Origin of the sequence: Indolivaga capnocytophagoides (genome assembly GCF_036511535.1) — a bacterium.
Lineage (GTDB): Bacteria > Bacteroidota > Bacteroidia > Bacteroidales > Dysgonomonadaceae > Dysgonomonas_A > Dysgonomonas_A capnocytophagoides.
This window is the reverse complement of record NZ_AP028867.1, coordinates 2,230,761-2,252,309: the sequence shown is the minus strand read 5'-3', so window position 1 is coordinate 2,252,309 and position 21,549 is coordinate 2,230,761. Positions and strand designations below refer to the sequence as shown.

General features: G+C 39.4%; 11 protein-coding genes. 10 read left to right on the top strand and 1 reads right to left on the bottom strand.

From position 1 onward, the window contains the following. Positions 1–19: 19 nt before the first annotated feature. From AABJ51_RS09130 to AABJ51_RS09115, 4 genes are all read left to right on the top strand, one after another. Positions 20–1,195, top strand: coding sequence for a beta-1,2-mannosidase (locus AABJ51_RS09130; RefSeq protein WP_338375743.1), 1,176 nt, complete (start codon positions 20–22; stop codon positions 1,193–1,195). Between the two features lie 19 nt (positions 1,196–1,214). Beyond that, positions 1,215–2,144, top strand: a complete 930-nt coding sequence (locus AABJ51_RS09125) for an endonuclease/exonuclease/phosphatase family protein (RefSeq protein WP_287610584.1) — start codon at positions 1,215–1,217, stop codon at positions 2,142–2,144. Positions 2,145–2,430: 286 nt separating this feature from the next. After that, the gene (locus AABJ51_RS09120; RefSeq protein ID WP_338375966.1) at positions 2,431–4,776 is read left to right on the top strand and encodes a GH92 family glycosyl hydrolase; all 2,346 of its coding nucleotides are present in this window, start codon (positions 2,431–2,433) and stop codon (positions 4,774–4,776) included. Further along, a complete protein-coding gene (locus tag AABJ51_RS09115; RefSeq protein ID WP_338375738.1) occupies positions 4,773–5,531 on the top strand; it encodes a basic secretory protein-like protein in 759 nt (252 codons plus the stop codon). Before AABJ51_RS09120 ends, AABJ51_RS09115 begins: the two co-directional genes overlap by 4 nt. A gap of 74 nt (positions 5,532–5,605) precedes the next feature. Here the strand turns inward: AABJ51_RS09115 and AABJ51_RS09110 are convergent, their stop codons facing one another. Further along, positions 5,606–8,119 carry a Kelch repeat-containing protein gene (locus AABJ51_RS09110; protein ID WP_338375736.1) on the bottom strand — a complete coding sequence of 838 codons (2,514 nt, stop codon included), beginning with the start codon at positions 8,117–8,119 and terminating at the stop codon, positions 5,606–5,608. Positions 8,120–8,478: 359 nt separating this feature from the next. Here AABJ51_RS09110 and AABJ51_RS09105 point away from each other — a divergent pair, with 359 nt between their 5' ends. The 6 genes from AABJ51_RS09105 to AABJ51_RS09080 all read left to right on the top strand — a co-directional run bounded on the left by AABJ51_RS09105 (position 8,479) and on the right by AABJ51_RS09080 (position 21,531). After that, positions 8,479–10,797 carry a GH92 family glycosyl hydrolase gene (locus AABJ51_RS09105; protein WP_338375734.1) on the top strand — a complete coding sequence of 773 codons (2,319 nt, stop codon included), beginning with the start codon at positions 8,479–8,481 and terminating at the stop codon, positions 10,795–10,797. A 157-nt stretch (positions 10,798–10,954) separates the two neighbouring features. Beyond that, the gene (locus tag AABJ51_RS09100) at positions 10,955–12,367 is read left to right on the top strand and encodes a glycoside hydrolase family 125 protein (RefSeq protein ID WP_434781399.1); all 1,413 of its coding nucleotides are present in this window, start codon (positions 10,955–10,957) and stop codon (positions 12,365–12,367) included. 19 nt (positions 12,368–12,386) lie between these two features. Next, positions 12,387–14,882: a glutaminase family protein gene (locus AABJ51_RS09095; protein WP_338375730.1), complete on the top strand. Its 2,496-nt coding sequence runs from the start codon at positions 12,387–12,389 to the stop codon at positions 14,880–14,882. A gap of 75 nt (positions 14,883–14,957) precedes the next feature. Then, positions 14,958–16,772: a carboxypeptidase regulatory-like domain-containing protein gene (locus AABJ51_RS09090; protein ID WP_338375728.1), complete on the top strand. Its 1,815-nt coding sequence runs from the start codon at positions 14,958–14,960 to the stop codon at positions 16,770–16,772. A 105-nt stretch (positions 16,773–16,877) separates the two neighbouring features. After that, a complete protein-coding gene (locus AABJ51_RS09085) occupies positions 16,878–18,329 on the top strand; it encodes a glycoside hydrolase family 76 protein (protein WP_338375726.1) in 1,452 nt (483 codons plus the stop codon). 19 nt (positions 18,330–18,348) lie between these two features. Continuing rightward, complete coding sequence (locus AABJ51_RS09080) at positions 18,349–21,531, top strand: SusC/RagA family TonB-linked outer membrane protein (protein ID WP_338375724.1); 3,183 nt, start codon at positions 18,349–18,351, stop codon at positions 21,529–21,531. Positions 21,532–21,549: the final 18 nt, after the last annotated feature.

Below are 21,549 nucleotides of genomic sequence, written 5' to 3'. Positions count from 1 at the left end.
TAAAAGTAAAGTGTTGTTTATGAAAAAGCTGAATCTGATAAAATTATTTTTGATATCATTGACCTTAGTGTCGTGTGCAAATCCTTCTCCTTCAGGGAAAGCGTTAGACTCGAATAAAGATAATGTATTGCCCGAATGGGCTTTCGGTGGTTTTGTCCGTCCCGAGAGGGTGAATCCGATTATAGAACCCGATTCTACAGTGAAGTTCTTCTGTCCAATGAGAAAAGATTCAGTAGGCTGGGAGGAAAGTGATACATTTAATCCTGCAGCAGTAGTCAAAGACGGGAAAATATATGTATTATACCGTGCCGAAGATAATTCGGCGACAGGTATAGGTAAGAGGACTTCCCGTATAGGGTTGGCTGAAAGTACCAATGGCCTGAAAATGACGAGAGGTAAAACTCCCGTATTATATCCTGCAGAAGACAATGCCAAGGAGTTTGAATGGGAAGGAGGTTGTGAAGATCCCAGAGTGGTTGTAACCGAAGACGGTACATATGTGATGATGTATACTGCGTGGAACAGACAGGTTCCCAGATTGTGTGTGGCAACATCAAAAGATTTGTTGGAGTGGACTAAACACGGACCTGTTTTTGCTCAGGCATACGAAGGCAGGTTTAAAGATCTTGAAAGTAAGTCGGCATCTATTGTAACGAAGATTGTCGATGGTAAACAGATTGTAGCCAAAATTAATGGTAAATATATGATGTATTGGGGCGAAAAAATGGTTAATTTAGCTACATCGGATGATCTGGTCAACTGGACTCCCCAACTGAATGAAAAAAATGAACTGAAAGGGTTGATTTATCCCAGATATAAATATTTTGACAGTGACCTTACCGAATGTGGCCCTCCGGCAATTATAACCGATCATGGCATATTGTTGTTGTATAATGGTAAAAACAGGATAGATGACAGGCGTGACTATCGGTTTAATGCCGGAACTTATAGTGCAGGTCAGGTTCTTTTTGATCTGAATAATCCGGATAAAGTGCTTGCTCGTCTGGATGTGCCTTTTTTCCGTCCTATAGCCGATTTCGAGAAGAGCGGTCAGTATGCTGATGGAACAGTGTTTATCGAAGGTTTGGCTTATTTGAATAATAAATGGTTTTTATACTATGGATGTGCAGACTCCAAGGTCGGAGTTGCAATATATGATCCTGCAAAAAAAACAGCAGGAGATCCGATAGAATAATCTTTATAAATAAAATACGATGAGGAAGAGTTTTTTTTCATTTGTAGCAGTCGTTTTCTGTGTATTCTGTTTGAATGCACAGAATCTCACTGTTGCAACGTTTAATGTTCGAAATGATAGCAATACGGAAGATGCAAAGAACGGTAATGGTTGGTCGCAACGTTATCCGTACATCGCTCAAATGATCCTTTTTAATGGATTTGATGTATTCGGAGCGCAGGAGGTTTTGCATCATCAGTTAAATGATCTGCTTGGCAGTTTACCCGGATATGATTATATCGGGGTGGGGCGTGATGACGGTAAAACAGCCGGAGAGTATGCTCCCATATTTTATAAAAAAGAGAAGGTTGAGCTGATCAAAACAGGTAACTTTTGGTTATCGCAGCAAACCGAATTTCCGAATAAGGGATGGGATGCCGTTTTGCCCCGTATTTGTACATGGGGAGAATTTAAGGATAAAGATGGAAAATTCCGTTTTTGGTTTTTTAATCTGCATATGGATCATGTCGGTGTTATAGCTCGTCAGGAAAGTGCAAAATTAGTTTTATCCAAAATAAAAGAAATGTGCGGAAATGATCCTGTTATACTAACAGGTGACTTTAATGTTGATCAGACTCATGAGAGTTACAGACTTTTGAATGAATCGGGAGTTTTAAATGATTCATTCGAGAAAGCTCAAATACGCTATGCGCTCAATGGTACATTTAATGCATGGGATCCTGATTTGAAGACGGATAGCCGTATTGATCATGTATTTGTGACAAATTCATTTGTTGTAAATAAATATGGGGTATTGACCGATACTTACCGTTCACCTCGTGTCGATTCAAAAACAGTTCAATCCGGAAATTTTCCGAAAGAAGTATCTCTGAAAGAATACGATGCCCGTTTGTTATCTGATCATTTTCCGGTTCGGGTAGAGCTTACTTTTGATAAGAAAAAGAAATAAGTTATATGAGCTCTGATTGTTTTTTTATCTATATAGAAAGTCATGAGCCAGTCAGTTAGTCAGAAAAAGGTAACTTATGGAAAAACACAGGAAGGTTGTAACTTTTGTAACCTTTTGGGGAAATGAAGATTGGTCAGTGTTAACTGACTTAATAACCCCAAGCCCCATCAGGGATAAAGTGTCACAATATAAAGTGTACCCTTTTCGTGGAACCTTTGTAACCTTTTTTATGTAATGTATTGAATAGTAGTTGAAAGATGTAGAAGTCAAATAGTGAGAATTTATGATGAGGAAAAAGATAATAGTGTTTTTATATACCATAATACTGTCGGTTTGTACGGTAACTGCTCAACAGAGGTTAATTGACTATGTAAACCCGATGGTTGGGACGAAAAGCATGGGACATACTTTCCCCGGAGCATGTTCTCCATTCGGATTGGTGCAGCTGAGCCCTGATACCGAAATGATCCCTCACAATATAGACGGCAAGTATCAGCCTGATGCTTATAAATATTGTGCGGGATATCAGTATGACGATCCTACTATTATCGGATTCAGTCATACTCACCTGAATGGAACAGGGCATTCCGATCTGGGAGATATACTTATTATGCCTACTACAGGAGACGTAAATCTCGATATGGGATCATCCGATGATAGTTCGAAAGGATACAGGTCTCACTATAGTCATCAGAATGAACATGCCGAAGCGGGTTATTATTCAGTATTGTTGGACGATTATCAGGTCAATGCTGAATTAACAGCGACCGAACGTACCGGAGTTCATCGGTATACTTTTCCGAAGGGAACAGATACGGGACATATTATATTAGACCTTACTTATGGTATTTATAACTATGACGGTAAGGTGCTCATGTCTAATTTGAGAGTAGAGGATGAATATACGCTAACCGGCTACCGTATTACACGGGGATGGTCGAGAATGAACTATACATATTTTGCAGTGAAATTCTCTAAACCCATAAAGAATTATGGATGCCGCAATGCCGAAAAGCCAAAGTATGTTGGTTGGTGGCGTAAGTTTAAGATGGAAGATAATTTTCCGGAAATGTTCGGACAAAAGTTAACTGCGTTTTTTGATTTTGATTTTACGGATAACAAACCTTTGGAGATAAAGGTTGCTCTTTCTCCTGTCGATTGTTCAGGAGCTCTGAATAATCTGGAGACAGAAACTGCTGGCAAGTCTTTTGATGAGATTAAAGCTGGAGTACAGAGTAAATGGGAAAAAGAACTGGGTGTGTTGAAAGTTGATGCGGATGATAACCGTAAGAGGATTTTTTACACGGCTCTTTACCGAACAATGATAAATCCGTCCGTATATCAGGATGTAGATGGTCGTTATCGGGGAATTGACCATAATATACATCAATCGGAAGACGGAGCTACCAACTATACCGTATTTTCGGTGTGGGATACTTATCGGGCAGAACATCCTTTATTGAACCTGATTAAACGTAGTTACAGTAAACAGATTGTCAATTCGATGCTCAATCATTATAAGCAGAGTGTACATGGTGCACTGCCTATTTGGTCGCTGATGGGAAATGAGAATTGGTGTATGATTGGTTATCATTCGGTATCGGTTGTATCAGATGCTATTGCCAAAGGTATTGATATAGACAAAGATCTGGCTTTGAAAGCTTGTATAAGCAGCTCCAATGTAGATTATTATGATGGAATAGGTGCTTATAAGAAATACGGGTATGTCCCTTCGGATTTTAGTGGTGTATCGGCATCTGTAACTATGGAATATTCCTATGATGACTGGACTATTGCCGAGCTGGCAAAGTATACCGGAAAACAGGATGTGACTGACCAATATACAAAGCGGGCACATAGTTACCGAAATGTGTTTGATCCGTCTATAGGTTTTGCCCGTCCGAAGGATAAAGAGGGAGTGTTTCAATCTCCTTTCGATTTGTTGGATACCCATAATCAGGGCTTTATAGAAGGTAATTCGTGGAATTATTCGTTTTATGTGCCGCATGATGTAAATGGTTTGATAAACGAAATGGGTGGTGACAAGCGTTTTGTTCAACGGCTCGATTCTTTGTTTACAATGCATCTTCCCGAGAAATATTATAAGGACAATGAGGATATTAACGAAGAGGGTTTGATGGGTAATTATGTACATGGAAATGAACCGAGCCATCATGTCGCTTATTTATATGCATGGACTTCTCAGCCGTGGAAAGCTCAATCCCGTTTACATGAAATTATGAATAAAATGTATCGGAACAAAGTCGACGGACTTTGCGGAAATGACGACTGCGGACAGATGTCGGCTTGGTATGTATTCTCCTCAATGGGCTTCTATCCCGTATGCCCTGGGTCTGATCAGTATATCTTAGGATCTCCTAATGCGAAAAGTATTACCCTGAATCTTGAAAATGGCAATACCTTTAAAATATCAGCTCCTAAAATGGACGATAAGAATGTATATATACAATCGGTTTGGCTGGATGGTAAACCTTATAATAAGGCTTACATAACATATGCAGACATAATGAAGGGTGGAGAACTTCGTTTCGAGATGTCATCCAAGCCGAATAAGAGAAGAGTATTCTCGGCTGCAGAGAAACCATATTCATTAACACCAACCTTACAATGAAAAACATCAGTATATTAATTATTTTACTGAATTTCTATCATTTAGTATATGCCCAAAAATGGGAGAGCCCGAAATGGGAAACTTTTAAGTACCCCGAAATAAATTTCCTGAATAAAGCAGAAAATACCGAAGGCTGGAAAATTTATAAGCGTATAGTTCCTGATCCCGAAACGTTTATACAGCAGCATGCGCTATGGGTTGCACAAACTCTTTACTGGTCAGCATCTGATTCTATACCTAATGTCGAAAAGATAGAATATACACTTGAAGATGTAGATGGTATATCGGCTAAAGGAGGTCAGCCTCCTGTCGTGAATATATTCTATAGTTCCCGATGGGTTGAGAAGTCCGAAACATCGGAAGGGGATGATAAAGTACTTTATGAAACCCGTGGAGTTTTGTATCATGAACTTACTCATGCTTTTCAGCTTGAGCCTCAGGGGGCAGGTACTTATAAGCAGGGAACGGAATTCTGGGTTTTTATAGAAGGTATGGCTGATGCAGTACGTTATCATAACGGTTTTTTTCCTGTTAGCAGCCGAAAAGCTGGTGGACATTGGATGGATGGCTACCGCACAACCGGATTCTTCCTTGAATGGCTGACTTGCAAGGATCCTGACTTTTTGAGGAAATTCAATAAATCTACATTGGAAGTCATACCGTGGAGTTTTGATAAAGCAATGAAGCATGTTTTTGGTGATCAGGTGACAACTGACAGCCTATGGGATGAGTATCAGGCGTTTTTGAAAAAATAAGGAGTGAAAAGATAAAACGGGCATTTGAAAAGATATAATCAAATGCCCGGTCTTAGATGGAATAGGGTCTCCGACTACCGTATGAATTTTTCGTATGGCGTTTTGTAGTCTTCGCCCATCATTTGCTTGTATGTATTGGTAAATTTTTGATATCTTTCTTCTGCCAGATTTTCTTTGTTTAATTTGATCGAAGACCTGATGTAATATGATAAAGCAAAATCACTTAAAGGGGATATATCCAATATTATTTTAGATAAAACGGATACTGTCTGGTAATTTTTTCTCTCATAACAATTTCTGAGCGACTGTTTTAGTTCCGATTCCAATTTATCTTCAACGAGGGCTTTCCACGTGTCGAACAGAGGTTCGTCGTTGTTTTTCAGGAATTCGCCATTGGATAAAATGCGGATAAACTCAACTGAATTATCTTGGTTCTGTTTTTCATTGATGATCGTTAAGAAAGATAAGTAATCACAATAGCACTTGCTGCTGATTTCAATGCGGTAAGTCGATTTTTCATAAATCAGGCTAATACCGTCCAATTCTTCCAGTACTTTTCGAAGACCGTTAATTGTTACACCTCTGATGTTCTTTGCTTTCTTGTTGTTTCTGTCGTCCCATAGCGTATCAGTCAGGTCTTTAGATGTTATTCCACCATTGGCACTATGCTGTAAAATCAGTAAGAAGGCATGCTTTAGTCTTGCGCTGAGCATGTATTCTATTTCTTTACCTGATCTATTGATAACGGAAAATTTACCGAATAGAAATATTGTATTAGGCGTTTTCTTTATTTCCTGTTCCGGTAAACTCTGATTTTCGTCTGATGTACTCAATGCATGTAAACTACTTGAATCTTGTCTTCTCCGGAATCTCCAGTAGATTATAGAAGTTAATATTGTGATCAGAATAAAAACAGGGATGATATAAATAAGAGTCCTGCCGGATTTACCTGAAGGGGGTGTCATCTGAAGCGAATCGAATGACACGGGCGGATAGGATAATGTATATAACTTAAACTTAGAGCCTATATCGTCATTGTCGAACTCTTGAACCACAGCATAAAGTTTGCTGAATTTCTTATCAAGAAACAGTTGGGCGTTAGTTCCTATCTTTTCTGAACGGATTGGGATAGAATCTCCCAATTTACTGTAATGTCCGTTTTCCAAAGAAAATTCATAAAGTTTCAGAAAGGTATTGGAATAATGTTCGGGATAACAGAATGTAATAAATGTCTGTTTCTCTTCATTTATAATCATTGATTTTATGGGAACCATATCCTCTTTTTTCCAGTCTATTTCCCATAACTTCTTAATTGTATAATTATTGAGATCGACCTTATACAGATCGTAAAAATATTTGCGCCCTACATTGTATTCTCCGGACTCATTGCCCATTCCTCCGAAAATGTACAGACTGTTTGTTTTTTCGAGGTAGCCCATCGATAAGAAGTAGCGGGGATGTATGATATCTCCTTTGAAATTGAGCTTGCTCCATGTTTTGGTGTTCAGATCGAAACTATAGAAGTCATTTGTATATAAAAGATTTCCGAAGCCGCCAAAAATAATGAACCTGTTGTTTTTCTGATCGAAGAAACGTCCGTGATGATGTCTTTCGGTGGGCAATTTATCTTTACTTAAAACAGACCATGTTTTGTTGTCGAAATTATATTCGGCCATCATCACATCCTTACTAAGGGTTTTGTAAGTTTCGTAAACAATCATACTGTTATTCGACGGATTCAGAAAATTATCCCCAAGCCTAAAATCAATAGGACATTCGTTTTTGTATTTTATCGTACTGATTTTTCCATTTATCATATTATACAGGATTAGCGAATCCTGATTGAAGTAATATATTTCCTGTTTATCTTGGTTGAAATTAAATCCGGCAACCTTTTTGGACATTTGCTGTCCGGTGTATTTCCAATAGTAGGCATCATTTATCAGCCATATCGGATTATTGATGTGTCCGTTAATATCTCCTTTACATGGGTACACAACCGATCCGGTATGTTCGCTCAGAGGATATTCGAAAGCCACGTTTTTACCGGATATTTTCAGGTTTCTGATAGAGAATGAAGGTATATCTATAAAATAGTCACTGCACCCGAACAGAACTTTAGTTTCGAGGTATTTCGGAAAGTTTAATTTTTCAATTTGGGAATGGTCTCCTATCGAAAAACTGATCAGACCGTTAATCAGATCGAGGTGAAGTTGTAATTTAGACCATTGGCTGAAAGTGTAATCTTTCTTTGGGATCGACATAGTTATCAATCTGCTTTTTCCTTCCAGGTTGAGATGGTAAGCTATATTATTTCCCTGTGAATCATAAGCCAGATTGAATGTAAGATCAGGATTCTGTGTTTTGATCCTGAATAAATAACCCACTTGCGGTAGTGTATCACATAAAATATCGAAATCTATGGTCAGGAAATCTTTAAAAACAGGAGACGAATTATTAAAAACATTGTAAGATGTCCGCTCTTGAATAAGATAGCTGTTTCCTTTAAATTTTAATCCTTGAGATCTAGCATTATAATGTGTGGTTGCTAAAAAAACTAGAAGGAATAATATATATTGTCTTCTCATAAGGTCATGGTAAATGTAGATACAACAAATATAATAAATTATAAAAAGAAAAATCAATAAAGAACTCGATAAGCTTATTGTAATCTTTATAAATGTGAAAAAGTGTCAAGGTTAATGAAATAATTTGGTTTAAGATTAAATATTAACTGGTTATTAACCCCTGTATTAACCCTTCGATTAATCATATGGGACTATTTTTGCATATATAAAAGTCCGGCCTTAATATATTGCGATCTAATATCTTGACCGAGGACATATATTATTTCTTACAAGATAAGAAGCCTGTTGACCTTATAATTGCGCATTTTTGTAGTAACCCTGAATACTGAATATCATTTATATTATAAATAAAACACATAATGAAGAAACAATTCATTTTTCTATTCACGGCATTTCTGACTTTTTATCTGAATGCTCAGACTAATCTGCCTCCTGTTGATTATGTAAATCCATTGATGGGTACTCAGTCGAAGCATGCGCTTTCGACAGGAAATACTTATCCAGCCATCGCTTTGCCTTGGGGGATGAATTTCTGGATGCCTCAAACCGGAAAGATGGGAGACGGATGGGCTTATACTTATGATTCCGATAAGATCAGAGGATTTAAACAAACCCATCAGCCCAGTCCATGGATCAACGATTATGGTCAATTTGCTATTATGCCGATAACGGGTAAGGTTGTATTTGATCAGGATCAGCGAAGCAGTTGGTTTTCTCATAAAGCTGAAATCGTAAAACCGTATTATTATCAGGTGTACTTGGCGGATCATGATGTTGTGACCGAAATAACCCCGACCGAACGTGCTGCCGTATTCCGCTTTACGTTCCCTAAAAGCGAAAACTCATATGTAATAGTAGATGCCTTTGATAAAGGTTCATATATAAAGATTGTTCCATCAGAAAATAAGATCATTGGTTATACCACAAAAAACAGTGGCGGTGTACCCGATAATTTCAAAAATTACTTTGTTATAGTATTTGATAAACCGTTTACTTATACGGCTTCTGTTGCGGATGGAAATATCAGCCAGAATAAAACCGAATCACAAAGTGATCATGCCGGTGGAATTATCGGCTTTTCGACAGAAAAAGGAGAAATCGTACATGCGAAAGTGGCATCGTCATTCATCAGTTACGATCAAGCCGAACTTAATCTTAAAGAAGTACAGGGACAAAGCTTTGATGACGTTGCTGCAAACGGACGGAAAGTATGGAATGAAGTATTAGGAAAGATCAAAATAGAAGATGAGAACGTAGATAACATCCGCACATTTTATTCTTGCCTATATCGTTCAGTTCTGTTTCCCCGTAGCTTTTTTGAACATAATGCAGCCGGAGAGATAGTACATTACAGTCCTTACAACGGACAGGTTTTACCTGGATATATGTTTACAGATACCGGCTTTTGGGATACATTCCGTTGCTTATTCCCGTTTCTGAATCTGATGTACCCTTCAATGAACGAAAAAATGCAGGCCGGATTGGTTAATACTTATAAAGAAAGCGGATTTTTACCGGAATGGGCAAGTCCAGGTCATCGAGACTGTATGGTTGGTAATAATTCGGCCTCGGTTGTTGCGGATGCTTACCTGAAAGGGTTAAGAGGATATGATATTGAAACTTTATGGGCTGCTGTTGTAAGCGGTGCTAATAGTGTACATCCTCAGATAAAGTCTACCGGGCGTTTAGGATATGAGTACTACAATAAGTTAGGGTATGTTCCTTACGATGTGAAGATAAACGAAAATGCTGCTCGTACATTGGAATATGCATATGACGACTGGACAATATATAAATTAGGCTTAGCATTAGGTAAACCTGCAAAGGATATAGAAATATTCGCAAAGCGTGCGATGAACTACCGTAATCTTTTCGATCCGTCTCACAAATTAATGAGAGGGAAGAATCAGGATGGAACTTTTCAATCGCCATTCAATCCCTTGAAATGGGGGGATGCCTTTACTGAAGGAAATAGCTGGCATTATACATGGTCTGTTTTTCATGATCCGCAGGGACTGATAGATTTGATGGGTGGAAAAGAAGGGTTTAATATCATGATGGATTCTGTTTTTAATGTACCGCCATTGTTCGATGACAGTTATTACGGTGGTGTTATCCATGAAATCCGTGAAATGCAAATCATGAATATGGGTAATTATGCACATGGTAATCAGCCTATACAGCATATGATCTATTTATATAATTATTCGGGTGAACCATGGAAAGCTCAATACTGGACTCGTGAGGTAATGCGTAAATTATATACTCCGACTCCCGATGGTTATTGCGGTGATGAAGATAATGGTCAAACATCGGCTTGGTATGTGTTCTCAGCATTGGGTATGTATACGGTAGCTCCGGGAACGGATCAGTATATCTTAGGCTCTCCGTTATTTAAGAAGGCGACTATCAGCCTTGAGAATGGAAAACAAGTCGTTATAACTTCAGAGGGAAACGGTTCGAATAACAGATATGTCGATGCTATGTCGGTAAATGGGATGGATTACACTAAAAATTACTTGACACATAAACAGTTGATGGATGGTGCTGATATCCGTTTCAGAATGTCTGATAAACCGAACAAAACAAGAGGGACAAAAGAGGCGGATCTGCCTTATTCTTTCTCTACTGAATTGAAACAAAGTAACCCTAAACTTTGGAATAAGATACGTAAATGAAGGTCTTTAATGATCTGTTTTAAGTTATAACAGGCTCAGATTGTTATGCATTTAAAGTAACAAGCAGGTCTGTGACCTTGAATAAGAAGTAACTAACCAATACTTAAAATCCATGAAAAAAATAATAATACTTGGCACGGCATTGTTTCTTTCGCAGATGGAGATAAAAGCATGGGAGACGATTGATTTCAGTTTACCATTGGATAATACTGCAGTGAAAGCCGATCAGTATATCAGCCGGCGTCCGCAGGAATCCGAAAGATTATTCAAATCGAAAGCGATTGAAAATGAAATACAGCGGATAAAAAAACTTCTGAAAAATCCGAAATTGGCGTGGATGTTCGAAAATTGTTATCCGAATACGCTGGATACAACTGTCCGTTTCGAAATGAAGAACGGAAAGCCCGATACAAGTGTCTACACAGGTGATATTCATGCTATGTGGCTGCGCGATTCGGGAGCTCAGGTATGGCCTTACGTGCATCTGGCGAATAAAGATAAGGAACTGAAAAAAATGTTGGAAGGTACTATTCTTCGTCAGTTCAACAGTATTATTTTAGATCCTTATGCGAATGCCTTTTATACCGATACAAATGAGGTCGGTCATTGGAAAGATGATATCACAGATATGAAACCCGGTGTACATGAGCGTAAATGGGAAATCGACTCTCATTGTTATCCTATACGTTTGGCATATCAGTATTGGAAAGTAACAGGTGATTCCGGAGTTTTTCAGGAAGAATGGCTACAGGCAATCACTTGCATCATTACTACTCTGAAAGAACAGCAGCGTAAAGATGGAGTAGGGCCTTATACATTTCAAAGAAAGAGCGAACGTCAGTTGGATACATTGAGCAACGATGGAAAAGGTGCTCCCATAAAACCGGTCGGACTTATAGTATCGTCGTTCCGCCCTTCGGATGATGCTACTACACTGCAATTTCTTGTTCCTTCTAACTTTTTTGCAGTCAGTTCGTTGAGAAAAGCAGCCGAAATACTGACTAAAGTAAATAAAGATACAAAGTTAGCTCAGGAATGTACTGATCTTGCAAATGAAGTAGAATCAGCCTTAAAAGAACATGCGACCTATGAGCATCCTAAATACGGAACGATCTATGCTTTTGAAGTGGATGGTTTCGGTAATCACTTGTTGATGGATGATGCTAATGTCCCCAGTTTGCTGGCAATGCCATATTTGGGTGATATAGCTGTAAATGACCCTGTTTATCAGAATACACGCCGTTTTGTCTGGAGCGAAGATAATCCTTACTTTTTTAAAGGTACGGCTGGTGAAGGTATCGGTGGACCTCATGTCGGTTATGATATGGCATGGCCTATGAGCATAATGATGAAAGCTTTTACAAGTACCGATGATGCAGAGATAAAATGGTGTGTAGAACTTCTGATGAATACCGATGCCGGAACCGGATTTATGCACGAATCTTTTAATGTGAATGATCAGTACGATTTTACACGGGCGTGGTTTGCCTGGCAGAATACCTTATTTGGCGAACTAATTGTAAAGCTGGTCAATGATAATAAACTGGATATCTTAAACAGTATTCAATAACCTAAATAACTATTACAAAATGAAAAAACATTTATTATTTATGCTTTCGGGGTGTTTACTATTGTTTGGATGCAATACCAATAAAACAATAGAACACGATATTGTATCGAGCGGAATGCGTCCTCCGGCGTATCCTCTGATTACAATAGATCCTTATACAAGTGCTTGGTCTACGACCGATAACCTATATGATAGTAATGTAAAGCACTGGACAGGGAAAGATTTTCCACTGATAGGGGTTGCTAAAGTCGATGGGGAGCTATATCGTTTTATGGGTATAGAAGATGTTCAGTATGAGCCGATAGCCGTTACGGGTGAGCAAGGAACCTGGACGGGTGCATATACAACTCAGAAACCTGCCGATAACTGGATGAAACCAGATTTTGATCATACAAAATGGCAGACCGGAGCTGCGGCATTCGGAACTACTGTAAATGAGCCCACGGCTAAGACTAACTGGGATACCGAATTTATTTGGGTACGCAGAACTATTAAGTTGGATAAAGATTTTTCGAGCAAAAATGTATTCCTGGAATATTCGCATGATGATGATGTAATTATATATGTGGATGGACAGGAGGTTGTTAATAGCGGCAATACTTGCAAGAAAAACGCTATACTTCAGCTGCCTGAAACGTTGACTAAGGAGTTTACTGCCGGAAAAACCGTTACGATTGCAGCATTCTGTCATAACAGAGTAGGAAACGGGCTGCTTGATTTTGGACTGCAAACAGAAAAAGATACTAAAAAGTATTTTGAAAAGACAGCAGTTCAGAAATCGGCTGATGTGCAGGCAACACAGACTCATTATGTATTTGCCTGTGGAAATGTTGATCTCCGCCTGACATTTACTGCTCCTTTATTTACGGATGATTTAGATCTTCTTTCGCGTCCTGTAAACTACATCACATACGACATCGTTTCGAATGACGGAAAGAAACACGATATCGAACTTTATTTCGAAGCATCTCCATTGTGGGCGGTGGATAAACCCCATCAGGAAACACAAAGTGAAATTGGAAATTCCGATAATCTTGTATTCTTGAAAACCGGAACAAAAAGTCAGAATATATTAGCAAAATCGGGAGACGATGTTAGAATAGACTGGGGATATTTTTATATGGTTGCAGACGAGAAGAACTCATTGGTTAATATAGGAGAGAATTCGGCTTTGAGAGATAAATTCGTGAATAATAAATTTGGAGAGAAAACCCAATCTACTAAGGTATACGACTATTTGGCTCTAGTAAGAAAACTAGGAAAAGTAGGGTCGGAAAGCGGTAAGATAATGCTTGGTTACGATGATATTTACTCTATCCAATACTTTAATGAGAACCTGCGCCCTTACTGGAATCGCAAGAATGACCAGACAATTGTTTCTCAGTTTGTAAAAGCGAATAAAGAATACGACAGCTTGATTGATAAAGCTTATAAATTTGATAAAGAATTGATGGAGACTGCTTCAGTTTCGGGCGGAAAAGATTATGCCGAATTATGCGCCTTGGCTTATCGTCAGGCGATAGCAGCTCATAAGTTGGTTGAAGCTCCTAATGGAGACCTGTTATTCTTATCGAAAGAAAATTTCAGCAACGGATCTATCGGTACGGTAGATATAACCTATCCTTCGGCTCCTATGTTCCTTCTTTATAATGTGGACTTGGTTAAAGGGTTGATGAACCATATCTTATATTACAGCGAAAGCGGCAAATGGACAAAACCATTCGCAGCACACGATGTTGGTACATATCCTTTGGCCAACGGGCAAACTTACGGTGGTGATATGCCTGTGGAAGAATCGGGTAACATGCTGATCCTGACAAGGGCAATCGCTGAAGTAGAAGGTAATGCCGAATATGCGAAAAAACACTGGAAAGTATTAACCGTTTGGGCTGATTACCTGGTAGAGAATGGACTCGATCCCGAGAACCAATTATGTACAGATGATTTTGCCGGACACTTTGCCCACAATGCCAATTTGTCGGTGAAAGCAATTCTTGGAATCGCATCTTACGGTGAACTGGCTAAAATGTTAGGAGATAATGCCACTGGTGAAAAATACATTACTGCAGCAAAACAAATGGCCGGAGAATGGGAAAAAATGGCAAATGACGGAGATCATTACAAACTTACATTTGATAAAACCGGAACATGGAGTCAGAAATATAACCTTGTATGGGATAAGATCTTAAAAATGGGAATTTTCGATTCGAAGATTGCAGCTACCGAAATTGCATATTATCTAACCAAACAAAACAAATATGGTCTTCCTTTGGATAATCGTGAGTTATATACAAAAACAGACTGGATTATCTGGACTGCCACACTAGCTGATGATAAGGCTACATTCGAAAAGTTCATTGCTCCCATCCATTTATTTATGAACGAAACGAAAGACCGTGTACCTATGTCGGATTGGGTGTTTACAGATGCTCCTAATCAAAGAGGATTTCAGGCTCGTTCTGTTGTCGGCGGCTATTTTATCAAAATGTTGGATGATAAATATAACAAAAAATGACCTGACGATTTATAAAGCGGAGGCATAATGCCTTAACTACATATACACACAGTTCAATATAAATCTAATAAACAAATGAAACTGACTAATTTTTTAAAGGCTTTTGTCTTTACAGGACTCCTATGTGCCTTCGTTATGGCATTGGGTGCGTGTAGCGACGACGATAAATCGGTTGCTTTAGGTACGGGAACGGTCGTAGGTTTGGTCACTGATGACGTTGGTGAGCCAATTGCCGGAGCGACTGTCACGATATCGAGCATCGGGGGTTCTGATGGATCTGTGACTACCGGCAGTGATGGAAAGTATACATTCAATAATGTAACGATTGATTCGCATGCTGTGACATTTTCTGCTGAGGGTTATCAAACGATCAGTACTACTATTACCCCTGCTAAGTTTACTGAAGATAAGATAGCGACAGCTAATATGTCGTTGTTGAAATCGGTGAAGATTCAAGGGGTGATAACTCAGGCGGATAAAGACCGTACTCCTCTGGCTGATGTGGTCGTTAGTGTGTCGACATCTAATTCTGTGACAACAGGTGCAGATGGTAAATATGTTCTGGATGGTTTGGGTATTAATGACTATGATGTCACTTTTACTAAAGCCGGCTTTTTGACTATAACCCGGAAGATTGCGAAAAGCGATTTTGTTGATGGTATGGTTGTGCTTGATGTTCAGATGGGCGGAGTTGAGTTGCTTCGGGGAAAAACAGCAGTGGATTTACAAAATGCCGATAAATGGTTCTTCAGTGAATATCGTGGCGGACGTAATGCCGATGCTTATCCTCATTGGGATTGGGCATGCGACTATATGTGTACGCTTGACTTCTGGGGAGCATGGCAGGAGCAGAACGAAGGTACTACACTACAAATCAGAAATACAGGAAAAGAACAGGAAAATCCTGCAGATATGGATGTGTTCGATTCGTATGTATATGGCAGTAAGTCGATCACTGCTGATAATAAGATATTGTCATTGAGAGTCCGTACGCATAGTGCAGACGCTTCTTCACCCGCTTATTTTGGGGTGCAGGTTATTGATCTGTCTGCTGCAGAACCTGTGACAGAGAAGGTTGGGGATACTAAGACCTATGGTTCGGGCGACTATACCGATTTTCATTTCGATTTGAGTAAGTATATCGGAAAAGAAGTGATTGTAGCAGTGGGGATTTATCGGAAAGAAACCGGTAATTATTATAAGCAATTAGTGCTTCGCCGTATATCTTTTGCTCAGGAAAATGTAACCGATTGGAATTGGATACCCGGAACAGAAGTTGTATCGGGATGGAAATTGACACAGGAAATGGTGCGTTCGACAATGCCTCATACTCGGAAATCTTTTACAGGTATCAGTCCTAAGTCTGGAAACAGAGATAATTATGTTGACGCTTACCGTGCTTGGAGAGATGTCGGTCATATCGGTGCTACATGGTCATTTGTTCCGTTAAGGAAGGATCCGGAAGTGTTCCCTTCGGAAGGATATCTCATCAAAACAACAGGTAACGGACCGATAGATACAAAAGTTCCAGAATCTTATTTCTATGCGAAATTCAGTGTCTCAGAAGGACAGAACAAGCTTACCTTCAAGACACGGAACTTTGGAAGTAATTATACCTTCTTCAAAATGACTGCGATAGAAAATAATGGAACGGTAACTCATTTATCTCCTAAATCCAATACAGCAAAAGAAGCATCGGCTGCTGCTGATGGTTGCTGGAAATTTAAGCATGGAGAGGGTGGAGCCGGAGATCCCGATAAATATGCTTCGTTTGTTTATGACCTTTCTCAGTTTAACGGAAGTGATGTAACTCTGGTTCTTGGGGTGTACAACGGCGAATTAAACGGTGATGAGAATAAACTGGTTCTCTATAATATCGCTCTGAATTGAGGTATTAGTTCTTTATATAGTAATAAAAAGAATTCGGCTATATCTTTTCTCCGTATGCTTATGTGTACGGAGGAAGTGCCGGATAGCTAAAAGAAAATAAGAAAGATGAAAAAATTATTTGTGACTATTTTTTCTTTATTGCTCGTTGTAACTGCTGCTTGCAGTGATGATCCCGAGAATAACAACGGAGATAACGGAGGTGGGCCTATTACTTCTTCTGACCTGGTGGAGCAGAATCTGCTTCGGGCTATGCAGATGGTTGACAGTGCTGTGGTGAATCATTTTACCGGATCGGGTATGGCTATGGCAAGATATTATAATCCTTATACAGGAACCCGTTCAGCCGAAAAGGGTAGTGTATGGATGTATACAAGTTCGATAGAAGCCGTAAATGCTATTCTCCATGGACTTAAAGCCAATAAAGAACACGGTAAATCTGAATTATATGATAAGAATTTTGCCCGTTATACTCAGTTATTACATGATCTGTATGAGAATGCAGCTTTTTATCAGGGAACCTTCACTCTGACTTCTTATACTCAGACCAAGGAATGGTCTGTATATGGTGTGGATCGGGGAGGAGATAAAGGGTCGGCGAGTGTAGACGGGATTCACAATGTATATGATGACCAGCAATGGTTGATACGTGAACTTATCGAGGCTTATAAGCTGACCGCAGATCAAACTTATCTGACAAAGGCTGAATACTTGTCTCAGTATGTATTGGATGGCTGGGATTGTACTTTGGATGACAATGGTAAAGAAAATGGAGGCATCACATGGGGACCTGGTTATACAACCAAACATTCATGCAGTAACGGGCCTATGGTAAGTCCATTGGTTTGGTTAAGCGAACTGTATCAAGGCAAAAATGATGAAATTTCATACTTATATATCGATGCGAACCAAAACCGTAAAACAGCATCGATGAAAAAGAGTGAATATTATCTGAAGTTTGCCCGTGCGATATACGACTGGCAAAAAAACAGCCTGATGCGTTCGGATGGTGTATATGATGATATGATGGGTGGATGTGATCCTAATTGTGATGTCGCTTACGAAATAATTGACAATGTAAAATACCGCAAGCACACAGGTCTTAGAGATAAAGTAGGGCCGGCTATTTCATACAATAGCGGAACTATGCTTTCTGGTGCTGCCGATCTGTATCGGGTGACCAAGGAACAGGTATATCTGGATGATGCGAAACAATTATCGGACAATAGCTTTAAATATTTTGCGAAGCTCGGGACTGCTGTTGCAGAGCATTATACTTACGATATTTCAGGATTTAATAACTGGTTTAACGGAGTATTGATGCGTGGATATGTGGATCTGTATCCTTCTCATCCGGATGTCTCGAAGAATATAGAAAGTTTCCAGAAGAATCTGGATTATGCGTATGATAACTTTTTCTATAAGGGATTTCTGCCTCCTAACTTATTGGTCGGATGGAATCGTGAGAAGGGAAAGAACAATATGGAAGGCATGTTTACGTTTGCTTTTGCTGCCGAATATGCGGTGCTGGCAAAATACGAATTGGAAAAGAAAAACTAACCTTAAATAAATAAGCAGTATGATAAAAGCACAATATGCTAAAAATATAAAATCCTTGCATTATAGGATTTTAATGATGCTCTTTGTTGTTTTTATGCCTTTATCGTTATTGGCACAAAATATCAAAATATCAGGTAAAGTACTGGATAATAATCAGGAGCCTGTTATCGGAGCGACCGTTGCGGTGAAGAACACGACAAATGGAACAATTACAGATATTGATGGTAAGTATACTATCGAAGCTGCTAAGGATGCAACCCTTGAGTTTAAATTTCTAGGGCTGAGTACTAAAGAAGAAAAGGTAAACGGACGTACCGAAATTAATGTATCGCTCACCGATGACCAAAGCATTGCATTGGACGATGTGGTAGTTGTGGGATATGGTACACAAAAGAAAGCGACTCTTACAGGAGCTGTGGCAGGAATTAAGGGTTCGGAAATGCTCCAGACAAAGAATGAGAATCCGCAGAATATGTTGACCGGACGTATTGCAGGTGTCCGTGTATGGCAAAAAAGTGCCGAACCCGGAACATATAACAATAATTTGGACATCAGAGGATTAGGGTCTCCGTTGGTTGTAATAGACGGGATCCCTCGTGAAGCTGCCGATTTCCAGCGTTTGAATGCCAATGATATCGAAGATATATCTGTATTGAAAGATGCTTCTGCTGCAATATACGGGGTGCGTGCCGCTAATGGCGTTATTCTGGTTACGACCAAAAAAGGGTCTAAAGCAGGTAAGACATCGGTCTCGTATAACGCCTCTTATACTATACAGCAACCTTCGAAAATGCCTAAACTGGCGAATGCTTTCGAAACGATGACGATCTATAATGAGAAGTCGATGAATAATATCAATGGCGGAAATCTTATATATACCGAAGCCGATTTCGAAGCTTTTCGTAATGGTACACGCCGCTCTACGGATTGGAACAAACTTATATTCGCCGAAACATCACCTCAGACTCAGCATGATGTGAGTATTACGGGAGGTAGTGAAAAAACTCAGTTTTATGTGGGATTAGGCTACTTCTATCAGGAAGGATTATTTAAATCGGGAGATTTGAATTACGATAAATTCAATCTTAGATCGAATATAAATACGGAAATAACAAGAGGTCTGACTTTCGAACTTAGCTTGAGTGGAGTTGCGGATCAACGTAATACTCCTTATTCAGGTTCTTCGGATATAATCAGAAACTATTGGCGTCAAGGGGTATTGAATCCTGCTTATGCCGACCCTGAAAATACAATGCTCAATTACGAAGGCTTGGATCTGGAAGAAAATACGGTAGCCAAAATGACATCCGATATATCGGGATACCGTAAGTACAAGCAAAAATATTTTCAATCTTCGGCTTCATTGAATTTCGATCTGGAAACAATATTGCCCGAATTGAAGGGGTTGTCGGCAAAAGCTTTGTTCAGCTACGATTACAGAATGGATGATAATACGATATTCCGTAAAGAATACTACCAGTATGCTTACAATAAAGTATCGGGATTATATGATCAAAAGTTGTATAACGAAAGTTCACCGAATCAATTGAGACGTGAAAACTTTTCGAAACAGCAGAAATTAGCACAGTTTACACTTAATTATAATCGTACATTCGATAAGAAGCATGCTGTAAATGGTGTGGTCGGATGGGAAACTCAGAAGCGTGACGGAGATAATTTCTACGCTATGCGTGATTTGGCATTCGCCATGGAATACTTGTTCGCAGGTGTGGATGAAAATCAGAAAGGCGGTATGTTGACCGGTAATAATGATCTTTATGATCAGGCCAATTCTGCTCTTATCGGTAGGGTTAACTATACATTTGATAACCGTTATATTGCAGAAGCTCAATTCAGATACGATGGATCTTCGAAGTTTGCGAAAGGTCATCAATGGGGATTTTTCCCTTCTGCCTCTGTGGGTTGGAGATTGTCGGAAGAGCCATTCTTTAAATCAGTTCCACTATTTTCTTTTGTAGATCAGTTGAAAGTGCGAGCCAGTTATGGTATACTGGGTGATGACGGCGATCTGGATTACGACTGGGCAACCGGTTATATTTATCCTGCAACCGGAGATAATGGGGACAAAGGATATTATGCACAGTATGCTCCCGGCTATATTTTCGGAGATCAGTTTGTGAATGGAGTTGCAACAAAGGCACTTCCAAACAGAAATATTACTTGGTTTGAATCCCGAACATTCAATGTCGGAGTCGATTTTGAAGGCTGGAACGGTTTATTCGGATTTGTTGTAGACTATTTCGACCGCCGCCGTGAGGGACGTTTTGCCCGTCGTAAGGGAGATTTGCCCACTGTTGTAGGTGCAGATGCTCCGAGAGAGAACCTCGATAGCGACCGTCATTTCGGTATTGATCTCGAACTCTCGCACCGCAATCAGATAGGGGATGTGTTCTATAAAGTAAAGGCTATTGGTACTATTACACGTCAGAAATACATGACCGCATCGGAAAAAGGCCCATGGGGTAACTCTTATGATAGATGGCGTAATGATAATCTTACAAACCGTTATCAGGGTATGCAGTTCGGATACGAATCGGCAGGACGTTATACAAGCTGGCAGGATATATGGTCTTATCCCGGTTATAAAGACAGGGATGTATTGCCCGGAGATTATAAATATCAGGACTGGAACGGAGACGGACAAATTGATGGATTGGATGTTCATCCTTATGCTTTCGACCAAACACCGTGGCTGAATTATAGTTTCAGTTTTGATGTTAAGTACAAAAATCTCGATATGAATGCCCTGTTTCAGGGATCGGCTTTAGGATCTATGGAATATAAAGAGCCGTTGTATGCTATATGGGGTACAAACGGAGGTGGTACATTGGAGCAATATCTGGATCGTTGGCATCCGGTTGATCCAACAGCAGACCCTTATGATCCATCTATCGAGTGGGTGAGCGGATATTATGGATATACAGGTCGTTATCCACGCAGCGATTCGGAATTCAATAGAGTAAGTACGGCATATCTGCGTCTTAAAAGTGTAGAACTAGGATATACCTTACCCAAATGGAAAGCCTGGCCGACAATGAATCTGAGAATTTTTGCCAATGCTTACAATTTGTTTACTATTACGCAAGTAAAATTTGTGGATCCTGAACATCCTGATGATGACAATGGGCGTTTATATCCACTGAATAAAACTTATACACTAGGATTATCCCTTTCTTTTTAAGGACTCAGACTTATTTGA

What these genes read in the sequence shown, in the direction of transcription:
- AABJ51_RS09130 (WP_338375743.1), top strand. Translation starts at nt 20, where the DNA reads ATGAAAAAGCTGAATCTGATAAAATTATTTTTGATATCATTGACCTTA.
- AABJ51_RS09125 (WP_287610584.1), top strand. Translation starts at nt 1,215, where the DNA reads ATGAGGAAGAGTTTTTTTTCATTTGTAGCAGTCGTTTTCTGTGTATTC.
- AABJ51_RS09105 (WP_338375734.1), top strand. Translation starts at nt 8,479, where the DNA reads ATGAAGAAACAATTCATTTTTCTATTCACGGCATTTCTGACTTTTTAT.
- AABJ51_RS09120 (WP_338375966.1), top strand. Translation starts at nt 2,431, where the DNA reads ATGAGGAAAAAGATAATAGTGTTTTTATATACCATAATACTGTCGGTT.
- AABJ51_RS09110 (WP_338375736.1), bottom strand. Translation starts at nt 8,119, where the DNA reads ATGAGAAGACAATATATATTATTCCTTCTAGTTTTTTTAGCAACCACA.
- AABJ51_RS09080 (WP_338375724.1), top strand. Translation starts at nt 18,349, where the DNA reads ATGATAAAAGCACAATATGCTAAAAATATAAAATCCTTGCATTATAGG.
- AABJ51_RS09090 (WP_338375728.1), top strand. Translation starts at nt 14,958, where the DNA reads ATGAAACTGACTAATTTTTTAAAGGCTTTTGTCTTTACAGGACTCCTA.
- AABJ51_RS09095 (WP_338375730.1), top strand. Translation starts at nt 12,387, where the DNA reads ATGAAAAAACATTTATTATTTATGCTTTCGGGGTGTTTACTATTGTTT.
- AABJ51_RS09100 (WP_434781399.1), top strand. Translation starts at nt 10,955, where the DNA reads ATGGAGATAAAAGCATGGGAGACGATTGATTTCAGTTTACCATTGGAT.
- AABJ51_RS09115 (WP_338375738.1), top strand. Translation starts at nt 4,773, where the DNA reads ATGAAAAACATCAGTATATTAATTATTTTACTGAATTTCTATCATTTA.
- AABJ51_RS09085 (WP_338375726.1), top strand. Translation starts at nt 16,878, where the DNA reads ATGAAAAAATTATTTGTGACTATTTTTTCTTTATTGCTCGTTGTAACT.